Origin of the sequence: Actinoplanes sp. NPDC051411 (assembly GCF_040682075.1) — a bacterium.
Taxonomy (GTDB): Bacteria; Actinomycetota; Actinomycetes; order Mycobacteriales; family Micromonosporaceae; genus Actinoplanes.
Window position 1 is genome coordinate 61219 of the sequence record NZ_JBFBAD010000018.1, and the last position, 22910, is coordinate 84128.

Sequence of the window (22910 nt, forward strand, 5' to 3'; positions counted from 1 at the left end):
TAGTTCACCTGCTACCGTGATCACCGTGACGCAGCCCCGCCGGTCGCCGCGCGGACCGGACCGCAAACGCGATCCCGAGCGCACCCGCGAGCGCCTGCTCGAAGCGGCCCTGGTCGAGTTCGGCGAGCACGGCTACGCCGGTGCCCGGATCAGTGCGATCGCCCGCCGGGCCGGGGTCAACCAGCAGCTGATCTCGTACTACTTCGACGGCAAGGAGGGCCTGTTCAAGGCCCTGCAGAGCCGCTGGCGCGACACCAGCGCACAGGCCAACGACCCCGGGCGAGGACTGGCCGACGTGGTCGCCGAGTTCCTGCGGATCAACGCGGACAACCGGCCCTGGGCCCGCATGCTGATCTGGGGCGGCCTGGCCGACAGCACGCCCGACGACGAGCCGTTCTTCCTCGGCATGGTCGACGACCTGCGTCGCCGCCAAGAGGCGGGCGAGATCTCGGCCGACCTCGATCCGGCCCACCTCATGCTGCTGCTGTTCGGTGCGGTGCTGGCGCCGACCGTGGTCCCGCACGTCGCGCGGCAGTTCACCGGCCTCGACCCGGAGTCGGACGAGTTCCGCGAGACCTACGCGGCCCAGCTGAGACTCGTGATCGCGCGGCTGGGCGAGCCCGGCTGAAACTCGTTGTCGCCCGGCCGGCCGGCCCGGTTCAATGACGCGCATGAGCCCGAGTCTGATCGTTGCGCCCAAGCTCCGGCCCGGTGACAAGGTCGCCGTCGTCTCGCCCTCGTTCGCCGCGCCCAGCCGGTTTCCCGAGATGCATGAGCTCGCCATGCGCCGGATCCGGGACGAGCTCGGGCTGGAGCCGGTCGAGTTCCCGGCCACCCGCAAATACGGCTCGTCGCCGGCCGAGCGCGCCGCCGACCTGATGGCGGCCTGGGCCGACCCGTCGATCCGGGCGGTCTTCGCGACGATCGGTGGCGAGGACCAGATCACCGTGCTGCCGCACCTCGATCCGGCGCCGTTCCGGGCCGACCCGAAGCCGTTCTTCGGCTACTCGGACAACACCAACCTGCTCAACTGGCTCTGGCTGCACGGCCTGGCCGCCTATCACGGCGGCTCGACCCAGGTGCACCTCGGCCGGGGCGCCGGCGTGGAGGCCCCGCACCTGGCGTCGCTGCGGGCGGCTCTCTTCGAGACCACCGACCTTCAGATCACGTCGGTCGAGAGCTTCAGCGACGAGGAGCTGAGCTGGTCGTCGCCGGAGGCGCTGACCTCAGCGGCGCCCGAGGTGCCGAGTCCGGGCTGGCAGTGGCACCGGCCCGACCGAGTGGTGACTGCGCCGACCTGGGGCGGCAACCTCGAGATCATGTCGTGGAACCTGGCCGCCAACCGGTGGATCCGGCCGTCCGCCGACTACGCCGGGTGCGTGCTGTTGCTGGAGACGTCCGAGGACATGCCGTCGGCCCAGGAGGTCTTCTGGATGCTGCGGAACGCGGGGGAGCGCGGGCTGCTCGAACAGTTCCCGGCCGTCGTGGTGGCGACGGCCAAGGCGAGTAACCAGAGGCACCGGCCGCCGCAGGAGGAGCGGCAGAAGTTCCGCGACGATCAGCGGGCGGCGGTGCTGCGGGCGCTGGAGATGTACAACCCATCGGCGATGGCGGTCTGCGGGGTCGATTTCGGGCACACGACACCGCAGTGGGTGCTGCCGTTCGGTGGCCGGATGACCATCGACGGGCCGGCCCGTACGATCACGGCGCACTTCTGAAGACCTCCAGGCGACGCCGGGCCGGAATGTCCTCGGGTCGCGCCGTCCTGATCACCGGGCCAGTCTGGCAAAGCGTTCCACCCGGCGGCCGATCGGCCTGACCGCCACCCGGGGGGCGTAGCGTCGGCGCCATGGAAGATCGCCTGGTCCGATACGGCACGGCCCCCGGTCGCTGGGTCCTGCTCGCCACCGTGCTCGGTTCAAGCCTCGCGTTCATCGACGCGACCGTGGTCAACATCGCCCTGCCGATGATCGGGCGCGACCTGCACTCGTCGGCCGCCGGTCTGCAGTGGACGGTCAACGGCTATGCGCTCAGCCTGGCCGCGCTGGTTCTGCTCGGCGGCTCGCTCGGTGACCGGCTCGGCCGCAAGCGGATCTTCATGATCGGCGTGGCCTGGTTCGCGGCGTCCTCGCTGCTCTGCGGCCTCGCCCCGAATATCGGCCTGCTGGTCGGTGCCCGCGTGCTCCAGGGCATCGGCGGCGCGCTGCTCACCCCGGGGGCGCTGGCCATCCTCGAGGCGTCGTTCGTGGCCGGCGACCGGGCCCGGGCGATCGGCGCCTGGTCGGGGCTCGGCGGCATCGGCGGCGCGCTCGGCCCGTTCCTCGGCGGCTGGCTGGTCGAGCTGGGCAACTGGCGCTACATCTTCCTCATCAACGTGCCGCTGGCGGTGCTCGTGCTCGCGGTGGCGGCCCGGCACGTACCGGAGTCGCGCAGCCCGATGGCAACGCAGAAGTTCGACGTGGCCGGGGTGCTCACCGGCGCGATCGGGCTCGGCGGACTCACGTACGGCTTCACCGCCTGGACCGCGCACGGGCCGGGTGATCCGGCGGTCTTGATCTCGTTGGTGGCCGGCGTGGCCGGGCTCGTCGCGTTCGTGCTCGGCGAGCGGCGCTCGAAGCACCCGATGCTGCCGCTGGACATCTTCCGGAGCAAGGCGTTCAGCGGGGCCAACCTGGTGACGTTCCTGGTCTACGCGGCCAACGGTGGCGTCTTCTTCCTGGTCGTGGTCAACCTCCAGGTGGTCGCCGGGTTCAGCCCGCTGACCAGTGGCATCGCGCTGTTGCCGGTGACCGTGCTGATGCTGCTGCTGTCCGCCCGCTCGGGCGCTCTCGGCCAGAAGATCGGGCCGCGCATCCCGATGACCGCCGGCCCGATCATCTGCGCGGTCGCGTTGCTGCTGATGAGCCGCATCGGCCCGGGCACGAGCTATGTGACCGGGGTGCTCCCCGCGGTGATCATCTTCGGTCTCGGGCTGTGCGCGCTGGTCGCGCCGCTCACGTCGACCGCGCTGGGCTCGCTCGACGACATGCACGCCGGAATCGCCTCGGGGGTCAACAACGCGGTCGCCCGGGCGGCCGGCCTGCTCTCGGTGGCGATCCTGCCGCTGGCCGCCGGCCTCGGCTCGGGCAACCTGACCGACGCGGCCGACCTGCACCCGGTCTACCGCAACTCGATGCTGCTCTGCGCGGCGTTGATGGTCGGCGGCGGCGTGCTGGCGTTCTTCACGATCCCCAACCGGCTCTCGAAGAACGAGCCCGACCCGGTGAAGACGTACTGCGATCCGTGCAGTCCGCCCGTGCATCCCTCCCGAACCGCCGCTTAATCTAAGAAAATGCGTGCAGCCGTCTTCACCGAACCCGGTCCCGTCGATGTCCTGAAGATCGTCGAACGCGAGATGCCGCCGGTCGGCCCGGGCGAGGTCCGGGTGCGGATCGTGCTCTCCGCGGTCAACCCGACCGACACCGGCACCCGGGCCGGGCGTGGCGTTCCGGACGGCGTCGAGCCGCCGCGGGTGCCCAACCAGGACGGCGCCGGCGTCGTCGACGAGATCGGCGAGGGCGTCACCGGCCTGCGGCCCGGCGACCGGGTCTGGCTCTGGGACGCCGGTTACGGCCGCGAGAACGGCACGCTTCAGGAGTACGTGACGGCGCCGCGCCGCCAGGTCGTGAAGATGGGCGACGACGTGCCGTTCGAGGTCGGCGCGGCCCTGGGCATCCCGGCCCTGACCGCGCACCGGTGCCTGACCGTCGCCTCGGACGGGCCGGCCCGGCTCGCCCCGGGCGCGCTGTCCGGCCGGACCGTGCTGGTCGCGGGCGGGGCGGGCGCGGTCGGCAACGCCGCGATCCAGCTCGCCAAGTGGGCCGGCGCGGCCGTGCTGACCACGGTCAGCTCCCCGCAGAAGGCCGAGCTGGCGGCCGCCGCCGGGGCCGACGCGGTGATCAACTACCGCGAGGAGGATCTGGCGGCCCGGGTGCGCGAGCTGGCGCCGGGCGGAGCCAACGTGATCGTCGAGGTCAACACCGACAACCTCGAGGCCGACCTCGACGCGGTCGCGCCGGGCGGCAACATCGCGATCTACGTGGGCGGCAAGTTCTCGGTGCCGTCGTTCAAGGCGATGCTGAAGAACGTCAGCCTCGATTTCGTGCTGACCTACACGACCACCGACGCCGAGAAGGAGGCGGCGGTCGCGGCCGTCGCCGAGGCGGTCGACGCGGGCGCCTTCCGGGTTGGTGAGCGGGCCGGGTTGCCGATCGTGCGGTTCGGGTTCGAGCAGGCCGGTGACGCGCACGCCGCGGTCGAGCAGCACGTCACCGGCAAGGTCGTGATCGAGATCAGCGAAGGCTAGGCCCGGTCCGGGCCAGCAGGACGTCGGCGACCCGCTCGACGCCCCGGCCGTCCACCGCTTCCCAGGCCCGCACCGCCAGCGCGGCCCGAGAGCCGGGCAGGGTCAGCAGCTCCCGCAGCACGGCGACCGACTTGTCGGTGAACTGCCCGAGCCGGCCCAGCCCGGCCGCGTAGCCGTGCGCGATCGTCCGCTCGTAGCCCAGGATCTGGTTGTCGACGACCCAGACGAGCGCCGACGCGAGCCCGAGGCAGAGCAGTTCCCAGGTCGACGTGCCGCTGGCGCTGACCGCGAGATCGGCGCCGGCCAGCAGCTTGGGCAGGTCGTCGGTCGGCGCGATGATCTCGAAGTGCTGGCCCGGCCCGGCCTCGACCGCGATCAGGTCGGCGCGCAGGCTCTCGTCGGCCGCCACCACGGTCGCGTCGAAAGCCACCCCGGTCGCGGTGAGCAGGCGGGCGATCTGGGGGGCCGCCCGGTAGGCGTCGGTGCCGCCGAAGAAGGCGACCACCTTGGGCGTACGCGACGTGAGGTGCACCGGCGCCTCGAGCGGGCGCAGTTGCCGCACCGACGTCCGCAGCAGCGCGTAGTCGAGCCCGGCCAGGCCGATCGCGTCGTCGGTGGTGATCGCCGCGTCCAGGTTCTGGTCGACGTAGATGTCCGCGGTCTGGCCCCGGAAGTCGCCGTCCACGACGGCCAGCACCGGCCGCCCGGTCCGGCGCACCGCGACGCTGTGCTCGGTCGGCAGGGTGTACGAGTCGATCACGAGCGCGTCCAGGTCGAGCCGCTCGCAGGCGGCGACCAGCCCGACCGGGTCGTAGGGCGCCGGATGCCAGGGCAGGCCGCGCCGGGTGAGCTGCTGCTCGGCCCAGGCGAGGCCGCCCAGGTCGCTGAGGAACTTCACCGCCACGCCGCGCTCGATCAGTTCCTCGGCCAGCGCGACGCAGCGCACCAGATGCCCGACGCCGCGCCGAGCCCCGGCGTCCGTCCTGATTCCGACCGTGACGGTCATGCTGTGCACCTTGGCATGCTCTTCTGGCCCTCGCCTTCAGCGCCGTCTTCAGGTCCGGCTGGGTGCCGCTCGGTGCAGTCGATCATGCCTGGATGAGAGCTTTCTGCTCGACGTGCGCGTTGAGCAGCACCAAATCGGGCTGGCCGGCCAGCCAGTCGGCGAGCTCGCGCACCTCGACCGGCTCGTCGCCGAAGTGGCCGATGATCGCCTCGATCAGCTTCCAGTCGTCCTCGGTGTCGAGGGTCAGCCGCAGGTGCGAGAGGTCGGGCTGCATGGTCAGCCCGATCACGTCGAAGTCGTCCGCGTGGGTGTAGATGTACGAGGTCACGTGCGTGCGGTGGTGGTCGGTGGCGAGCGTGTCGATGCCCTTGAGCACCGGCGTACGCACGATCTCGACGTCGAGCCCGCGGGGGAGCGTGCGGGCGATCGAGGTGGTCAGGTAGTCGACGCCGGCCGCCTCGAAGACCCGCGCGGCCATCGCGACCAGGCGGGAGTCGAGAAGCGGGCAGTCGGCGGTGAACCGCATGACGTTGTCGCTGTCGTGGGTCTCGAGTACGCCGAGGAAGCGGGTCAGCACGTCGTCGACCGGGCCGCGGTAGCAGTCGACGCCGATCGTGGCGCACTCCGCCTCGACCGCGTCGTCGATCGCCTCGGTGGTGGTGGCGACGACCAGGTCGTCGATGACGCCGCTGGCCCGGGCCGAGCGCACCACGCGGTCGAGCACCGTGCGCCCGGCCAGCTTGCGCAGCACTTTGCCGGGCAGCCGGGTCGAGCCCATTCGGGCCTGGATTATGCCGAGGGTGGTCATGGATTTCCTTTGCGGAGGTGGGTGCGTGCCCGGCGGGCGGCCCGCAGGCCGAGCCGCGCGACACGGTAGGAGAGGTTGCCGCTGAAGGTTTCGATCTTGATTTGAGCGTCCCGGAGCTGGTCGTCGCGCTTGGCGAGTTCGGCCTCGTACCACTGCACCTGCGAGGTGGCGTCGGCCAGCCGCCGGTGCAGGGCCCTCAGCTGCTCTTCGTGCTCCCGGCGGGAGTCGGGAGCCGGTGGCTCGCCGGCCGGGGCCGGCACCGGGGTGCCGGCCGGGAGTCCGGCCGCGCCCCGCAGGATCGCGGTGAGGGTGTCGAGATCGGTGGCGGCCGGCCAGGGGTGGGGATATACCCCGCCGAGCAGGATCTGCCCGAACCGGCGCAGCGCGTCCTCGGTTTCGGGGACGGCCGGGTCGAGCCGGGCGAAGCGGTCGTGGTCGACGACTACGTTGTCGGCGGTCCACGTGGGTAGCGTGGCCATCCAGCCGGTGAGCAGCCGGCGCAGCGTCGGCAGGTCGTGCCGCAGGGCCGCGCCGAGCAGCAGTTCTTCGAGCAACCGGCCGGCCGGTATCGGGCCGTCCGGGGCCTCGCCGCGGACCGCGCGGCGGGTCCAGCCCGCCTCGCCGTCCGGGCCGACTTCGAAGATCGATCCGCTGAAGGTGAGCGCCGGCGGCAGGTTGAGGACCAGGGCCGGCCGGGGGGCGCGGTAGGCGACGACCACCCAGGCGGCGGCCAGCTCGGCGCCGAGGCCGCCTCGCACGGCCGCGGCGGCCAGCCGCCGGGGATCGGAGAGCACGCTCTTTTTTTCGTACGCCCGGGAGACCGCGCTCGCGGCGACCGCGGCCAGGGCGTCGACCGGGCCGTCCTCGAGCGCGTTCGGGGTGGCGATCAGGGTCGGCGCCTCCGGGAGGGGCCAGGCCGCTCCCAGCCAGTCGACGGCCAGGCCCTCGGCCGCCAGCCGGGCGGCCAGCCGGGTCGGGTTGCCGGGCTTGGTGTCGAACTCGCCGAGCGGCCGCCACGCCGCGTCGTCCTGGGCCGCGGTCGGGGATGCCGGGTCGACCAGCCGGTGCACGCCGAGCTCGTTCTCGACCGCGAGCAGCAGCATGCCGCCCGGGCGCAGGGTCCGTTTGAGCACCTGCAGGGTCTCCGACCAGTCGTACTGTGGACCCTCGACCGAGCAGAGCCGGTCGAGGCCGTCCAGCGCGACGACCACGTCGTACCGTTCGACGTCGGTGAGCTTGGAGATCGTGCCGCACTGCACGTCGAGCCCGCGCGCGTCCAGCTCGATGGCCTCGGGCTGGGACCGCAGCAGGCAGGTCACCCGGGTCCGGGCGGCCAGGGTCTCGACCAGGCCGGCCGCGTGCGGGCCGGCGACCAGGACGTCCGCCCCGGCCGGCAGCTGGTCGGCCAGGTAGCCGTAGAGCGCGCCGCCGGCCGGTGCGCGCACCTCGGTGAAGGCGGGCATCTCCCCGCCGATCATCCGGATCATGCCGCCGCCGTCCGTTCGTCGCTCCACCCGATCATGATGCGCAGCTCCTCGGGCGAGGCCAAATAGCCTTCACCCAGCTCAGCGAGGGCCGCGGCGCGGCCGGCCACCGGATCGGGGTGTTTGCCGTGCAGCTCCGGCCACTCCCGGCGGATCCGGTCGGCGGTCGGGCGGTGCTCGTCCTGCAGGCGCATCGGGTCGCCGTAGACCGCGGGCGCGCAGCCGGCCGCCGCGCCGTAGAACACCGCGCTGCTCAGCCGGTTGGAGGCGACCCGCTCGTGCCGGCGTAGCTCGTCGAGCTGGTTGTGCAGGAACCGGGTGTCGGTGTCGCGGAACTGGAAGCCGCGGTAGCCGTGGCAGACGACCCGGCCGGCCTTCTCGTACGCGGACCGGATGCGGTTGTTGCGGAACTCGTGCCAGTAGAGGCAGAACGTGATCGGCCCCGGTTCGGTGGCGGTGATCTCGGCGATCATCCGCTGGTGGTCGCCCTTGACGTACTGCCCCTCCCAGCCGTGGAACGGGTACCAGATGGTGCCCTTCCGCTCGACCGGCGGCTGCTCCGCGATCTTCATCAGGTAGAGGAAGGGGGCGCCGACCACGGTCGCCTGCCGCCGGCCCATCGACCAGGCCCGGCGGCGTGTCCGTTCCGACCACACGAAGATGGGCTGGCCCGGCAGGTACGGCGTACCCACGCCGAGGCCGTCCACCACGTTCCAGCCGTGCTGCAGATAGCCGTTGATCCGGGGTGGGTTCTCCGGATCGAGGCCGCAGTATTCCGCCAGCACGTGCGCGTGGCCGTAGAAGTGGTTGGCGTGGTGCACCGGGCTATCCCCCGAGAATGTTTCGCAACGCCTCGACGACGCGGTCCTGGTCGGTGTCGGTCAGGTCGTAGAAGAGCGGCAACGATAGCTCCTCGGCGTAGAAGGCCTCGGCGACCGGGCACATGCCGCGGCGATATCCGAGGTCCTCGAACATCGGGTGCCAGTAGACCGGGATGTAGTTGACCTGCACGAGGATGCCCTCGGCCCGGAGACGGTCGTAGACCTCGCGGCGGCGGCCGTCGAGGACGCGCACCGGATAGAGGTGGCGCATCGGGTCGACCCCGTCGCGCTGCACCGGCAGGCGCAGGCCGGGCACGTCGGCGAGCAGCCGGTCGTACCGGGCGGTGAGTTGCTGGCGGCGGCCCTTGAAGGCGGAGAGCCGGCGCAGCTGCGAGCTGCCGAGCGCGCACAGCACGTCGGGCAGCCGGTAGTTGAGCCCGAACCCCTGCACCTCGTAGTACCAGCCGCCCTCGTCGGGGTGGCGGAGCTGGTCGCGGTCGCGGACCATGCCGATGTTGCGGAACGTGCGCGCCCGGTCGAGCAGGTCGGGACGCGTCGAGGCGACCGCGCCGCCCTCGGCCGTGGTCAGGTTCTTGGTCGGGAAGAAGCTGAACGTGGTGAGGTCGGCCAGCGTGCCGACCGGCCGCCCGTGGAACGTCGAGCCGATCGCGTGCGCCGCGTCGCCGATCACGACCGCGTCGACCCGCTCGGCGATCTTGCGGAGCGCGTCGTAGTCGGCCGGGTGCCCGGCGTAGTCGACCGCGCCGATCGCCCGGGTCTTCTCGCTGACCAGCGTCTCGACCGAGGCCGGGTCGATGTTGGCGGTGTCGTCCTCGACGTCGGCGAACAGGATCGTGGCGCCGTGCAGCATCGCGGTCGACGCGGTGGCCACGAACGTCATCGGGGTCGTCACGACCTCGTCACCCGGTCCGACTCCGGCCGCCGCGTACGCCGTGTGCAGCGCGGTCGTGCCGTTGGTGACGGTGACCGCGGGCGCGCCGGCGATCGCCGCGATGTCGGCCTCGAAGTCGGCCACCCGCGGGCCGGTCGTCAACCAGTCGCTGGTGAGCGCCGCGGCCACGGCCTCGACGTCGGACTGGTCGATCGACTGCCGCCCGTACGGCAGTGTCACTTCTTCTCCTCGAGCAGCTTGCGCATGTCGTCGATGGAGAGCCACAGGTCGTTGTTGTCCGACCGGTAGTTGAAGCCGTCCGGCACCTCTTCGCCGCCCTGCGGGGTTTCGTAGCCCCAGCTCGCGACCACCGGCTGCACCACGTAGCGGTCGGGGAAGCGCAGCGTCCGGCGGCTGTCGTCGGCGGCGATCATCTCCTCGTGCAGCTTCTCGCCCGGGCGGATGCCGGTCTCGTGGGTCGCCGAGTCGGGCGCGACAGCCTCGACCAGGTCCATGATCCGCATGCTCGGGATGCGCGGCACGAACAGCTCGCCACCGCGCATGTTGTCGAACGAGTCGACGACGAACTTCACGGCCTGGGGGAGCGTGATCCAGAAGCGGGTCATGCGCTTGTCGGTGATCGGCAGGCTCTTGCCCTCGGCGGCGAGCTTGCGGAACAGCGGGACGACCGAGCCGCGGCTGCCCATCACGTTGCCGTACCGGACGACCGAGAAGCGGGTCGGGTGCGTGGCGGCGTAGTGGTTGCCGGCGATGAACGACTTGTCGGCGACCAGCTTGGTGGCGCCGTACAGGTTGATCGGGCTGGACGCCTTGTCGGTGGAGAGCGCGACGACCTTCTTGACGCCGGCGTCGATCGCGGCGTCGATCACGTTCTGCGAACCGTTGATGTTGGTCGCGACGAACTCGGAGGGGTTGTACTCCGCGGTGTCGACCTGCTTGAGTGCGGCGGCGTGAACCAGGTAGTCGACGCCGTGCATGGCTCGCGCCAGCCGGTCACGGTCCCGGATGTCGCCCAGGAAGAAGCGGATCCGCTTGTCGTCGCCGAACATCTGGCGGACCTCGTACTGCTTCAACTCGTCCCGGGAGAAGACGACGATGCGCTGCGGGTCGAGGTGGGTCAGCGCGTAATCCAGGAACGCCTTCCCGAACGAACCGGTGGCTCCGGTGACGAGGATCGAGGATCCGCTGATTTCAGACACGTTTAGCTCCCGGGGGTGGGCACGATAGCTAGCCTTCAGTCCGCTCGAGGGTGGCGGGTGGGGCGGTCGGATGGGGTTCGAGGCGGAAGCATAACCAGCTCTCGTGGCATTTCCAGGGCGAATGGAAAACGCCAGCACTCGTTCATATCTCGTTCAACTTACCTTGGTTTTGCGGACCACGAGGCTGTAAGAAAGTAGGAGTCCTCTGTCCACCCCACTTAGCCACCCCACCTTGGAGTCACCCCGTGATTGAGCTGCAGAGACTGCGTGACGCGTTCCGCACCGCCCTCGAACTGCCGGCGGACGCGCCCGTGGACGACCTGCACTATCAAGACAACGAGAAGTGGGATTCGCTGGCGCACATGTCGTTGATCGCGACCCTCGAAGATGAATTCGAGGTTATGATCGACACGGACGATGTGATCAACATGTCCAGCTTTGCCGAGGCAGTACGAATTCTCGGTAAATACGGGGTGTCGTTCGATGAGTGAGCGGGTGGCCCTTGTCACCGGGGCTTCCCGCGGTATTGGTTTCGCCACTGCCGTACGACTCGCGGAGAACGGCTATCAACTCGTGCTGCACGGCCGTCGCGCGGAAGCGGTTACGGAAGCGGCCGAGACGATTACGGAGAAGTACGGCGTGACGGTTCTCACCGCGCACGGTGACATTGCCGACCCGGCCACCAGCAAGACCCTCATGCAGGTCGCGTTCCAGAACTTCAAGCGCCTCGACGCTCTGGTGGTCAACGCCGGCACCCACGCGGCCGGGATGCTCGGGATGACCGACGACGCGACGATTCAGCGGCTCTTCGCGGTCAACGCGGCCGGCGCGGCGTACACGTTGCGGGGCGCGGCCCGGCTGCTGGCCCGCGGGAGCAACCCCGCGGTGGTCCTGGTCTCGTCGATCACCGGGACCCGCGGCATCGCCGGTCAGGCCGTCTACGCCGCGTCGAAGGCGGCCGTGGCCGGCCTGGCCCGCTCGGCGGCCAAGGAGCTCGGACCGCAGGGCATCCGGGTGAACGCCGTCGAACCGGGGTTCATCGCCACCGACATGCTCGACTCGCTCGACGAGAAGGGCCGCGCCGAGCGCATCGCCGACACCGCACTCGGGCGGCTCGGCGAGCCCGGCGAGGTAGCCGACGTCATTGTGTTCCTCCTCTCCGACCAGGCTCGCTTCGTCACCGGTCAGGTCGTCGGGGTGGACGGAGGATTGTCGCTGTGAATCTGCTTCACCCCTCGGCCCGCGTCATCGACGCGGTGACCGGCGAGACCCTGACCGAAGAGCTGATCGAGGCCGAGGCGACCGCGCTGGCCGGCGAGACGATCGTGATCCTGCCGATCGAGACCACGGTCGCGTCGATCGCTCGCTACGTGGCCGCGCTCCGGCTCGGCAAGCCGGTGCTGCTGCTCGACCCGGACGGCGGTCACAACCAGTTCGCCGACGGATTCCGGACCGACCAGGTGCACCCCGACCTGGCGCTGCTGCTGACCACGAGCGGCTCGACCGGCAACCCCAAGCTGGTCCGGCTCTCCCGCACGGCGGTGCGGACCAACGCCGAGCAGATCGCCGAGGCGCTGGAGATCGACGGCAACGAGGTCGCGATCACGACGCTGCCGCTGTTCTACTCGTACGGTCTCTCGGTGCTCAACTCCCACCTGATCCGCGGGGCCACGGTCGTGCTCGAGCGCACCGGCATCATGCAGCGCACCTTCTGGAACGCCGCGGTCGAGCACCAGGTGACCTCGATGGCGTTCGTGCCCTCGCAGTACGAGATGCTCCGCCGCCTGCGCTTCGACCCGGCGAAATACCCGGCGCTGCGCACGCTCACCCAGGCCGGCGGCCGGCTGCGCACCGAGCGGGTCACCGAGTTCGCCGAGAAGATGGCGACCGTCGGCGGCCGGCTCTTCGTGATGTACGGCCAGACCGAGGCCGGCCCGCGGATGGCGACACTGCCCGCCGACCGGCTCGCCGACAAGCTGGGATCGGTCGGCCGCGTGCTGCCCGGCGGCGAGTTCACGATCGAGAACGACGAGGTCGTCTACCACGGACCCAACGTCATGATGGGCTACGCCGAGACCGCCGCCGACCTGGCCAAGGGCGACGAGCAGGGCGGCGTGCTGCGCACCGGCGACCTGGGCCGGCTCGACGACGAGGGCTTCCTGTTCATCACCGGCCGCCTCAAGCGGATGGCCAAGGTCTTCGGCGTCCGCATCAACCTCGACGACGTCGAGAAGAACTTCCCGGTCGCGGCCGTCGCCGGCGACGACAAACTGGTGGTTTTCGTGGTCGACCTCGACGACGAGCAGGCTCTCCGCTCGAAGATCGCCGAATGGCTCGGCACCCACCACACCGGCGTGGTCGTGCACCGCATCGAGGCCCTACCTCTGCTGCCCAACGGCAAGACCGACTATCGGGCCCTGGAGGCGTCGCTGTGAGTGTCTTCACCCTTCCGCAGGCGGAGAAGGAGAAGGTGCTGCTCGAGGAGCTGTCCGGCCTCGTCGAGCACCACCGGGAGCGGTGCGAGCCGTACGCCCGGATCCTGGCCGCCAACGGATATGCCGGCGCCGACTCGGTCGCCGGCCTGCCCTGGCTGCCCGTACGCCTGTTCAAGAACCTCGACCTCAAGAGCATCGGCGACGACGAGGTGTTCAAGGTCCTCACGTCGAGCGGCACCACCGGCGAGGTCAGCAAGATCTACCTCGACAAGGTGGCCGCCGCCACTCAGACCCGGCAGCTGGGCGCCACCGTGCAGAGCGTGCTCGGCCCCAAGCGGCTGCCGATGCTGCTGGTCGACACCAAGGCGATGCTCAAGGACCGCAAGTCGTTCAGCGCCCGGGGCGCCGGCGTTCTCGGCATGTCGACATTCGGGCGTGACCATGTCTGGGCGCTCGACAACGAAGGGCTCGTCGACCTTTCCGCTATAAAAAGCTTCCTCGAGAAGCACGGCGACCAGCCGTTCCTGATCTTCGGCTTCACCTTCATGGTGTGGCTGCACCTCTACGAGGTCACCCGCGACAACGGGCTCGACCTGAGCAACGGCATCCTGATCCACTCGGGCGGCTGGAAGAAGCTGGTCGACCAGGCGGTGTCGCCGGAGGAGTTCCGGCGCCGGCTGGCCGGGGTCGGACTGACCCGGACCCACAACTTCTACGGCATGGTCGAGCAGATCGGCACGATCTTCCTGGAGGGACCGTCCGGTGGCTCGCTGTACTGCCCGGACTTCGCGGACGTGGTGGTTCGCGACCCGCAGACCTGGGCGGAGCTTCCGCCCGGCAAACCGGGTCTCCTCGAGGTGGTGAGCACGCTGCCCACGTCCTACCCGGGGCACGTGCTGCTCACCGAGGACCTCGGCGTGGTGCACGGCATCGACGACGGCGACTGGCCCGGCAAGCGCTTCTCGGTGCTCGGCCGGCTGCCGCGGGCCGAGGCGCGGGGTTGCTCCGACACCTACAAGGAGGCGGCGTGAACGGCGTGCGTTTCCGGTTCGGGGCCGAGGGCGACCTCACCGCACCCGCCCTCGCCGAAGACCGGCTGACCGTCGGCGACCCCCGGGTCGTCGACTTCCTCAGCAAGCTGGCCCGCCGGCTGCTCGCCCCGTCGGTCGCCCGGCGGCACCCGGAGCTGGGCTCGCTCGGCTACTTCATGCGCCCGGCCGAGCTCACCCGGGCGGTCGCCCGGATGCGGCGCGAGGACGCCTTCGTCTTCCCGCGCGGCAACGTCTTCCACGTGCCGCCGGCGAACGTGGACACCATCTTCGTGTATTCGTGGGCGCTGTCCGCGCTGGCCGGCAACCACAACATCGTGCGGATCTCGGAGCGTTCGGCGACCGCGGCCGACACGATCCTGGAGGCGCTCAACGCCACGCTGGCCGACGCCGACCCGGTGATCGGCCGCACCCAGCGCATGATCACGTACGGCCGGGACGACGCGGTCACCGCCGCCCTCAGCCAGTGGTGCGACCTACGGGTGATCTGGGGTGGCGACGTCGCGGTCAACACGATCCGCAGGCAGCCGCTCCGGCCGTCCGGGCGCGACCTGACCTTCCCCGACCGTACGAGCTGGGCCGCGCTGTCGGTCGCCGGCTGGCGGGCCGCCGATCCGGCCGCGCGGCGCCAGGCCGTGGTCGGGTTCTCCAACGACGCGTACTGGTTCGACCAGGCCGCCTGCTCGTCGCCGCGCACGGTCTTCCTCGTCGGAGACGACGGCGAGGACGTACGCGACGAGTTCCTCACCCTGCTGCTCGAGGTCGTCGCCCAGCGCGGCTGGGAGGTCGACGCGGCGATGGCGGTCGAGAAGCGGGTCAACGCGTACGGGCTGGCCGCGACCGGCGCGATCACCCGGATGGATTTCCCGGCCAACGCGGTGACCTCGATGTCGCTGACCGCGGTGCCGGACGCGCCGCGGCACTGGATCGGGGCCGGTGCCTTCCCGTTCGCCCAGGTCGGCTCCCTGCTCGACCTGGTGCCGGCGATGAACCGGCAGGATCAGACGTTCAGTCACTTCGGCTTCGCGCCGGAGGAGTTGCGGGCGTTCGCGAGCGCACTCGGCGGACGCGGGGTGGACCGGATCGTGCCGTTCGGCCAGGCGTTGACCTTCGGAGCGATCTGGGATGGCTACGACCTGCCGCGTGAGTTCACGCGCTTGACCGTTCTCCAGAACTGATGGAGCCGATGACCTCCACGGGGCAAATCGACAACCAGGTCGCCGATGTGCCGGTGGAGGTCACTCCGTCGGCGGCCATCACACCGCGTCTGGTCAGGACGGTTTGGGCGCTGCTGCCGTGGCTGGTCGTGGCCGTGGTCGCCGGCTTCGTGCTGCACCACTACGGGACTCCCGACGGGGCGACCGCCGGTTACGCCGCGTACGTCGGGCTGGCCGTCGTGCTGCCGGGCACGCTGGTCTTCCGCGCCCTGTGGGGCAGCCGCGGCAACTGGCCCGAGGACCTCGGTCTCGGCGCGGCCACCGGCATGCTGCTGCAGCTGGTCGGCTGGGCGATCGGCGCCGCGACCGGCCAGCACCTGATCCTGACGGTCTGGCCGATCCTGATCCTGGCGCTCTTCCTGGCGGTGCCGGGGCTGCGCCGGAACTGGCGCATCGCCGACCCGTCCCCGCTGCCGCTCGTCTGGTCCTGGGCGATGGCGGCGGTGCTGCTGGCCCTGGTCGCCTGGGCGGCGGCGCAGTTGCGCACCATCCCGCTGCCGCCGGTCACCACCCAGTACTACCCCGACGTTTATTACCACCTCTCGCTGATCCACGAGATGATGCGGTCGTTCCCGTTCCAGGTGCCCCAGCTGGCCGGAGACGCACTGCGCTACCACTACCTGTCCGACGCCGACATGGCCACGGCCAGCATGGTCACGCACATCGCGCCGACGACCGTGTTCCTGCGGCTCTGGATCCTGCCGGTGGCCGCGACGGCCGCGGTGACGATCGCGGCGCTCACCCGTATGGTCGCCCCGCGCTGGTGGGCCGGCCCGGTCACCGCCGCGGTGGCCTTCGCCGGCCAACCTCTGTTCGGCAACTCCCCGATCTCGTTCGGCACCCAGCCGATCTCCCTGCTGAGTCCGTCCCTGTCCTACTCGATACCGCTTCTCACCCTGTTCGCCCTGGTCGCGGTCGAGAAGCTGCGCGGTGACCGGGTGGCCCGCGGCTGGGCCGGCCGGGCCGGCTGGGGCGCCCTCCCCGTGCTGGCGGTGGCCTGCGCCGGCGCGAAGTCGAGCGCCCTGCCGCCGCTGCTGGCCGGTGTGCTGCTCACCGGGCTCTACCTGTGGTGGCGGCGCCGCACGATCCCGTGGGCCGCGGTCGGCCTGCTCGCCTCGGTCGCCTTCGGGATGGCCGTCGGCTTCCGGCTCTTCGCCGGCGGTGGCGCCGGCACACTGGGCCTGCAACCGTTGAGCCTGTTCCGCTGGTTGCAGCCGTACAGCCAGACGCTGGGCGTCGACGACGGCGTGAGCCGGGACGGGCTGTTCCCGCCGGGCATGCAGCACGCGGACGGCCGTGGCCTGCTCTTCGTCGCCATCCTGATGGGCTGGTTCCTGCTGATGGAGTCGCCGCGACTGATCGGTCTGGTCGTGCCCGGCCGGACGGGCACCGGCGACCCCGCGCCCGTCCTGCTCGGCGGGATGATCCTGGCCGGGCTGGGCGCCGCGCTGCTGCTCTGGCATCCCGCGGCGAGCCAGGTCTACTTCTTCAACGGCGCGGTGCCGTTCGGCGTGGTGCTGACCGTACGGGCCGTCGCCCTGCGGAGCCGCGGCTGGCCGGTACTGGCCGCCGGCGCCGCGGCCGGGGCGCTGTGGATGTGGTTCGGTCTCCGGTACCGGCCGCCGTCCCACTCCACCGTCGACGCCTGGCAGACCGCCCTCGTCGTTCCGGTGCTGGTCGCCGCCGGGACAGCGGTGGTCCTCGCGGCGATCGGGGTGGCGATCTGGCGGCGCCGGGCGCTCCGCGCGGTGCCGGTCGCCCTGCTGGCCGCCGTCCTGGGCGGCAGCGTGGCGGCCAATCTCGAGGTCACGGCCCGCGGCATCCACGCCCATTACGGGCCGGTGCCGTTGCGCGCCGAGGTCACGACGTCGGAGATGCGGGCCGCCCAGTGGCTCGACCAGAACGCGGGTGCCGACGACGTGGTCGCCACCAACGTGCACTGCATGCCGATGAACGCGGTGAGCGCGAAGAAGAAGTGCGATGCCCGCGCGTTCTGGGTTGCCGGGCTCGGCGGACGGCGAAGTTACGTGGAGAGCTGGGCTTACTCCGACCAGTCGGTCGGCGCGAACGGAGTGAACGGATTGAAGTACATGTACCAGCCGGTGCCGTACCCGGACCGGTATTCGCTCAACGAGCGGGTCTTCACGACCGGTGACGCCGCCTCGGTGGCCGAGTTGCGCGCGAAGGGCGTCAAGTGGCTCTTCGCGGACACGCGGGCCGGTGAGGTGGCGCCGGCCCTGGCCCGGGTGGCCCACGTCAGCTACACCGCCGGCCCGGTAACCGTCTATCAGCTGAACGCGGTGTCGTGAGCCTCCTCGCCGAACGCCCGGTGGACACGCACACCGAACCCGCCGCCGGGACCCGCGGGCGGCTCCTGGGGACCCTGGTGCCGTGGCTGGTCCCGGCGCTCGCCTGGACGCTCGGCCTGCTGAGATTCGGCACGCCGGCCGGTGACATCGCGCTCTACGCGGCGTACCTGGCCGTGGCGATCGTGCTGCCCGGCACGCTGGTGCACCGGGCCTTGCGGGGCAGCCGGGGCAACCTGCCCGAGGACCTCGGGCTCGGGGCGGCCACCGGCCTGCTGGTGTTGATCATCGGTTGGGCGCTCGCGGCGGCGACCGGCCTGCAGATCCTGCTGCCGGGCTGGCCGCTGCTGGTCATCGCGCTGTTCGTGGCCGTACCCGGGCTGCGCCGGCACTGGCGGATCCCGGCCGGGGAGCGCCGGCCGCTGCCCGCCGCCTGGTCGTGGATCCTCGCCGCGGTGGCACTCGCCCTGGTGGCGGTGACCTGGTCGTTCTGGCGGGACAACCCGCTGCCGCCGGCCACCGCCGACTACTACCAGGACCTCACCTACCACCTCGCGCTGGTGCACGAGATGACCCGCTCGATGCCGTTCCAGGTGCCGCAGGTGGCCGGGGACACGCTGCGCTACCACTATCTGTCCGACGCCGACATGGCCACGGCCAGCATGATCACCCGGATCCCGGCGACCACACTGCTGTTCCGGCTCTGGATCGTCCCGATCGGGCTGGCCACCGTGCTGGTCTGCGCGGCGATCGCGCGCGAACTGACCGGCAAGTGGTGGGCGGGCGCGCTCGGTGGAGCCGTCTCGTTGCTCGCGTGGCCGCTGATGCTCGGCTCGGTGGTCGCCGCCTTCGGTGGCTCGGCGTTCTCCTTCCTGAGCCCCTCCCAGTCGTACGCCCTGCCACTGCTCGGCCTGCTGATCGCGGTGAGTCTGGACGTGCTGCACGGCCGCCGGCTGGGCGGGACCTGGGCCCTGGTGTTCCCGCTGGCGCTGGCCTGTGCCGGGGCCAAGGAGAGCACGCTGCCCCTGTTCGTGGCCGGCATGGCGCTGGCGGTGCTGGTGCTCCTGCTGCGCCACCGGGACCGGCTGCGCGCCGGATTGCTCATGTTCGGGCTGACCCTGGTGGCGATGGTGCTCGGCACGAGGCTCTTCGCCGGCGGCGGCGCGGGTTCCCTGGCCATCCAGGTGTTCGCGGTCCTCGAATGGTTCCTGCCCTTCCGGCGGACGATCGGAGCGGACGACCCGATCGACGCCACCCATCTGCTGCCGACCGGCATCGAAAGCCACGGGGCGTACGGAGTCCGGGTCGCACTCGGCATGTTCGCCTGGTGGTTGGTCGTCCAGGTGCCCCGGTTGCTCGGGATGGTCGCGCTGACCCGTCGGCGCACCCAGGTCGATCCGGCGGCGTGGCTGCTGGCCGGCATCACGACGGCCGGCGTCGGAGCTCTCTGGGTGATCTGGCACGCGGCGTCCAGCCAGATCTACTTCTTCGTCGGAGCGGCACCGTTCGCCGGGCTGCTGACCGTCTGGTTGCTGGCCGATCAGGCCCGCGGTTGGCGGCCGGTGGTGGCCGGGCTCGCGGCCGGGGCGCTCTGGGAGGTGTTCGCGCCGAACGGTTTCACGCCCCGGCACGACACCGTCGGCGACTGGTTCCGGGCCATGTTCGACCCGCTACTGGTGACCGCGGCCGTGGCCGCCGGGGTGGCCCTGGTGGTGCTCGTGGTCTGGCGGGTCGCGATCGGCCGGTTCGCCTGGCGCGCCGTTCCGGCCGGCCTGACCGCGGCGATCCTCGGGGCGTCGCTGGCCGGGCCGGTCAACGCGCGGGTGGATGCTGACCTGCACGGCAAGGCGGCGGTGGCGGCGGTCCGGCTGTCGGTCACCGCGGACGAGATGCGGGCCGCGCTCTGGCTGGGCGACCATTCCGGGAAGGACGACGTGATCGCCACCAACGTGCACTGCCAGATGGGCAACCAGCCGGCCCACTGCGACGCGCGCGCGTTCTGGGTCGTGGGGCTCACCGGCCGGCGCGCGCTGGTGGAGAGCTGGGGCTACACCGACCAGGCGGTGGCGGCGGACGGGACGAACGGCGAACGGTACATGTTTCAGCCGCCGCCCCATCCGGAGCAGTTCGCCCTCAACGACCGGGTGTTCGCCCAGGGGAACGCGGCCGACGTCGAGCAGCTCCGCCGGCAGTACCACGTGAAGTGGCTCTTCGCCGACACCCGCGTCGGCGGCGTCTCACCCGAGCTGGCGCGGGTCTGCCACCTGCGCTACCAGTCGGGCCCGGTGAGCGTGTTCGAGCTTTAGATCCGGAACGCGGCGACCGTCGTCCGCAGCTCGGCCGCGGTGGTGGCCAGCTCGGCGGCGGTCGTCGACGTCTGGGTCGCGCCGTCGGTCACCTGCTGGGCGGCCGTGGTCACGCCATGGATGTTCTCGGCGATGCTCGACGACCCCTCGGCCGCGTCGCTCACGCTGCGGGCGATCTCGCTGGTGGTGGCGGTCTGCTCCTCGACCGCCGAGGCGATCGTGGTGGTGTACTCGCTGATCGTCGAGATCACCGTGGCGATCCGGCCGATCGCGGCCACCGCGCCCTCGCTCTCGGCCTGGATCGCCGCCACCTGGGCGGTGATCTCCTCGGTCGCCTTGGCCGTCTCCTGGGCCAGGTCCTTGACCTCGGAGGCGACCACCGCGAAGCCCTTGCCGGCCTCGCCGGCCCGCGCCGCCTCGATGGTCGCGTTGAGCGCCAGCAGGTTGGTCTGCTCGGCGATCGAGGTGATCAGGGCGACCACGGTGCTGATCTGGGCCGACGCGTCGCCCAGCTTGGCCACGCTGGCGTTGGTGTCGGCCGCGGTCTTCGCCGCGTCGGCCGCCACCCCGGCCGCCTCACCGGCGTTGGTGGCGATCTCGCGGATCGAGGCGCCCATCTCCTCGGCGCCGGCGGAGACCGCGCGTACGCCGTCGCTGACCCGGTCGGCCGAGTCGGAGACGGTGCTGACCTGGGCCGACGCCTCCTCGGCCGAGGCCGACAGCTGGGCCGAGACGGTGGAGAGGTGGTCGGACGCGGTGGCGAGCAGATCGGAGCTGGCGTGCACCTTGCCGACCATGCCGCCGACCGCGGACGCGGTCTGGTTGAGGGTCTGCGAGAGCCGGCCGATCTCGTCCTTGCTCTCCACGGCGATGCGGGTGGTGAGGTCGCCCCGGCCGATCCGGTCGAGCGCGGCCACGCAGCGGCCGAGCGGGCCGACGATGAGCCGGGCCATGCCGGCCGCCAGCGCGAGCCCGGCCAGCGCGCTGACCACCAGCAGCACGATCACCCAGGTCCTGGTCGACTGGTACCGGCTCTCGGCCGTGTTCTCCTGGGCCGCGGCGTCGGCCACGGTGCGGGTGGAGAGGCTGGTGAGGGCCGAGCGCACGGTCGTCATGAGCGGGGCGACCTGACTTTTGCGTACGGCGTCGAGGCGTGACCGGCCGGCCGAGCCGGCCAGCGGCAGGACCTGATTTTGCAGCACCGTGAGGTAGCGGGCCCAGTCGGCGTCGAATGAGGCGACATCGCCCGCGGCCGCGCTGCTGAGCGGATAGCTTCGATAGGTCGCCGCGTCGTGGTCGACCTGGGCCCGGGCCGCGGTGAGCGCGGCGCCGGCGGCGGCCCGGGTCGTCGCGTCGGGGGCCAGCAGATAGTCGTCGGCGGCGAGCCAGGCCTGGTTCACCGCGCTGTGCAGTGCTCCTATGGCATCGAGTTCCTGACTATGTCGGTAGACCACCTTGACCTGCCGGTTGGTCGCGCCGAGGCTGTCGAGTGCCCAGAGCCCGTCGAACACGCTGAAGACGGCGACGATGGACACCGCAATCATGATTTTGGTGCCGACGCGGCGGTCGGTCAAAGGGCGCAACCAGCTCATGCATCCACAAAATCACAACGGGGTTGAGCCGGTGGTCAGGTTAACCCTACTGTCGGTCGGGCGGCGAGCGGGATCGGAAGGGGGCGCTCCGATGCCTAGCGTCAATGACATGACCACCATCTACGCCGACTACGCTCCCAGCCGGCCCCTGCGGATGCTCCGCCAGCTCGGGATCGACACGCAATACGCGCTGCTCGGGTTCCCACTCGGCATCCTCACCGTCGCGCTCCTTCTGCCCTTCTTCTTCCTCGGCCTCGGCACGACGGTGATCTGGATCGGCATCGTGATCATGCCGGCCACGCTGATGATGGCGCGAGGCTTCGCCACCATCGAGCGGGCCCGCATCCGTCCGGTGCTCCACCGCGACATGCCGCATCCGTACTACAAGAAGCGCAGAGAAGCCGGCTGGGTGCGGCGCATGATCACTCCGCTCACCGACGGGCAGGCCTGGCTCGACCTGGTGCACGGTGCCTTCCGCTTCATCCCGAGCACGATCGCCTTCGCCTTCACCGTCGTGTGGTGGAGCATCGCGCTGGGTGGCCTCAGCTGGTCGCTGTGGGGCTGGGCCACCCTCGGAGAGGGCAACGAGGGCCTGCCGGAACTGCTCGGCCTGCAGGGCGACTACACCACGTCCGTCGTGTTCTACCTGGTCATCGGCGCCTTTTTCGCGCTGACGCTCTATCCGGTCGTGCGCGGCGTGACGCTGCTCGAGGCGCTCTTCGCCCGGGCCCTGCTCAGCGGGGTCCACGAGCTGCGCACCCAGGTCGTCGAGGCCAACGCGGCCCGCGAGATGGCCCAGGCGCAGAAGGCGGCCGCGGTCTCGGCCGAGGCGACCGCGCTGCGCAAGCTCGAGCGCGACATCCACGACGGCCCCCAGCAGCGGCTGGTCCGCCTGGCGATGGATCTCGGCCGGGCCGAGCAGCAGTTCGCCACCAACCCCGAGGCGGCCCGGGCGACGCTGGCCGAGGCGCTCACCCAGACCCGCGAGACGCTCGACGAGCTGCGGGCGCTGTCCCGGGGCATCGCCCCGCCGATTCTGGTCGACCGGGGCCTCCAGGCCGCGCTGACCGCCCTGGCCGGCCGTTGCACGATCCCGGTCGACCTCGACGCGCCGCTCATCGACCGCCTCGACCCGGCCGTCGAGTCGACCGCCTACTTCGTGGTCGCCGAGTCGCTGACCAACGTCGCCAAGCACAGCCGGGCCAGCGAGGTGCACGTCAGCGTGCAGCGGCTCGCCACCGGCCTGCTCGTCGCGGTCAGCGACGACGGGGTCGGCGGGGCCAGCCTGGCCAAGGGTCACGGGCTCGCCGGGCTCGACGACCGGGTGCGGGCGGCCGGCGGGGTGCTCTCGCTGGAGAGCCCGGACGGGCTGGGAACGACGATCACGGCCGCCCTGCCACTCTGAGCGGGCCGTCATCTGACAGCATGG

19 protein-coding genes are annotated in these 22910 nt (G+C 71.2%); 12 read left to right on the top strand and 7 right to left on the bottom strand.

Annotation, left to right across the window (positions count from 1 at the left end; genetic code table 11):
- Window positions 1-25 precede the first annotated feature (25 nt).
- The 4 genes from AB0M88_RS12835 (at window position 26) to AB0M88_RS12850 (ending at window position 4345) form a co-directional block, all read left to right on the top strand.
- Complete coding sequence (locus tag AB0M88_RS12835) at window positions 26-628, top strand: TetR/AcrR family transcriptional regulator (RefSeq protein WP_364099877.1); 603 nt, start codon at window positions 26-28, stop codon at window positions 626-628.
- 43 nt (window positions 629-671) lie between these two features.
- Window positions 672-1718: a S66 peptidase family protein gene (locus AB0M88_RS12840; protein WP_364099880.1), complete on the top strand. Its 1047-nt coding sequence runs from the start codon at window positions 672-674 to the stop codon at window positions 1716-1718.
- A gap of 131 nt (window positions 1719-1849) precedes the next feature.
- Complete coding sequence (locus tag AB0M88_RS12845) at window positions 1850-3322, top strand: MFS transporter (protein ID WP_364099882.1); 1473 nt, start codon at window positions 1850-1852, stop codon at window positions 3320-3322.
- Window positions 3323-3331: 9 nt separating this feature from the next.
- Window positions 3332-4345: an NADPH:quinone reductase gene (locus tag AB0M88_RS12850; protein WP_364099885.1), complete on the top strand. Its 1014-nt coding sequence runs from the start codon at window positions 3332-3334 to the stop codon at window positions 4343-4345.
- Here the strand turns inward: AB0M88_RS12850 and AB0M88_RS12855 are convergent.
- From AB0M88_RS12855 to pseB, 6 genes are all read right to left on the bottom strand, one after another.
- Window positions 4332-5351 (bottom strand): spore coat protein, encoded by a 1020-nt coding sequence (locus AB0M88_RS12855; protein WP_364099888.1) that lies wholly within the window; start codon window positions 5349-5351, stop codon window positions 4332-4334. The genes AB0M88_RS12850 and AB0M88_RS12855 overlap by 14 nt on opposite strands.
- Before the next feature lie 82 nt (window positions 5352-5433).
- Window positions 5434-6159 carry a glycosyltransferase family protein gene (locus tag AB0M88_RS12860; RefSeq protein WP_364099891.1) on the bottom strand — a complete coding sequence of 242 codons (726 nt, stop codon included), beginning with the start codon at window positions 6157-6159 and terminating at the stop codon, window positions 5434-5436.
- On the bottom strand, window positions 6156-7673 hold the full coding sequence (locus tag AB0M88_RS12865) for a hypothetical protein (RefSeq protein WP_364099894.1): 1518 nt from the start codon (window positions 7671-7673) through the stop codon (window positions 6156-6158). Before AB0M88_RS12865 ends, AB0M88_RS12860 begins: the two co-directional genes overlap by 4 nt.
- The gene (locus AB0M88_RS12870) at window positions 7643-8464 is read right to left on the bottom strand and encodes a hypothetical protein (protein WP_364099897.1); all 822 of its coding nucleotides are present in this window, start codon (window positions 8462-8464) and stop codon (window positions 7643-7645) included. Before AB0M88_RS12870 ends, AB0M88_RS12865 begins: the two co-directional genes overlap by 31 nt.
- 4 nt (window positions 8465-8468) lie before the next feature.
- Window positions 8469-9596, bottom strand: coding sequence for an aminotransferase class I/II-fold pyridoxal phosphate-dependent enzyme (locus tag AB0M88_RS12875; RefSeq protein WP_364099900.1), 1128 nt, complete (start codon window positions 9594-9596; stop codon window positions 8469-8471).
- Window positions 9593-10576 carry a UDP-N-acetylglucosamine 4,6-dehydratase (inverting) gene (gene pseB, locus AB0M88_RS12880; RefSeq protein ID WP_364099903.1) on the bottom strand — a complete coding sequence of 328 codons (984 nt, stop codon included), beginning with the start codon at window positions 10574-10576 and terminating at the stop codon, window positions 9593-9595. Before pseB ends, AB0M88_RS12875 begins: the two co-directional genes overlap by 4 nt.
- Before the next feature lie 245 nt (window positions 10577-10821).
- On the opposite strand from pseB, the gene AB0M88_RS12885 reads away from it, so the two are divergent.
- Genes AB0M88_RS12885 through AB0M88_RS12915 form a run of 7 tightly spaced genes read left to right on the top strand, consistent with a single transcriptional unit; the run spans window position 10822 to window position 19889 of the window.
- The gene (locus tag AB0M88_RS12885) at window positions 10822-11067 is read left to right on the top strand and encodes an acyl carrier protein (protein ID WP_364099905.1); all 246 of its coding nucleotides are present in this window, start codon (window positions 10822-10824) and stop codon (window positions 11065-11067) included.
- Window positions 11060-11797, top strand: coding sequence for an SDR family oxidoreductase (locus AB0M88_RS12890; RefSeq protein WP_364099908.1), 738 nt, complete (start codon window positions 11060-11062; stop codon window positions 11795-11797). The genes AB0M88_RS12885 and AB0M88_RS12890 overlap by 8 nt, the downstream gene beginning before the upstream one ends.
- Window positions 11794-13011 carry an AMP-binding protein gene (locus tag AB0M88_RS12895; RefSeq protein WP_364099911.1) on the top strand — a complete coding sequence of 406 codons (1218 nt, stop codon included), beginning with the start codon at window positions 11794-11796 and terminating at the stop codon, window positions 13009-13011. The genes AB0M88_RS12890 and AB0M88_RS12895 overlap by 4 nt, the downstream gene beginning before the upstream one ends.
- Window positions 13008-14042 (top strand): acyl-protein synthetase, encoded by a 1035-nt coding sequence (locus AB0M88_RS12900; RefSeq protein WP_364099914.1) that lies wholly within the window; start codon window positions 13008-13010, stop codon window positions 14040-14042. Before AB0M88_RS12895 ends, AB0M88_RS12900 begins: the two co-directional genes overlap by 4 nt.
- Window positions 14043-14047: 5 nt before the next feature.
- Window positions 14048-15238, top strand: a complete 1191-nt coding sequence (locus AB0M88_RS12905) for an acyl-CoA reductase (protein WP_364100001.1) — start codon at window positions 14048-14050, stop codon at window positions 15236-15238.
- 8 nt (window positions 15239-15246) lie between these two features.
- Window positions 15247-17586, top strand: coding sequence for a hypothetical protein (locus tag AB0M88_RS12910; protein WP_364099917.1), 2340 nt, complete (start codon window positions 15247-15249; stop codon window positions 17584-17586).
- Window positions 17583-19889: a hypothetical protein gene (locus AB0M88_RS12915; RefSeq protein WP_364099920.1), complete on the top strand. Its 2307-nt coding sequence runs from the start codon at window positions 17583-17585 to the stop codon at window positions 19887-19889. The genes AB0M88_RS12910 and AB0M88_RS12915 overlap by 4 nt, the downstream gene beginning before the upstream one ends.
- Here the strand turns inward: AB0M88_RS12915 and AB0M88_RS12920 are convergent.
- Complete coding sequence (locus AB0M88_RS12920; protein ID WP_364099922.1) at window positions 19886-21481, bottom strand: methyl-accepting chemotaxis protein; 1596 nt, start codon at window positions 21479-21481, stop codon at window positions 19886-19888. The genes AB0M88_RS12915 and AB0M88_RS12920 overlap by 4 nt on opposite strands.
- A 109-nt stretch (window positions 21482-21590) precedes the next feature.
- Between AB0M88_RS12920 and AB0M88_RS12925 the strand changes: the two genes are divergently transcribed.
- Window positions 21591-22886, top strand: a complete 1296-nt coding sequence (locus AB0M88_RS12925) for a sensor histidine kinase (RefSeq protein ID WP_364099925.1) — start codon at window positions 21591-21593, stop codon at window positions 22884-22886.
- Window positions 22887-22910 lie beyond the last annotated feature (24 nt).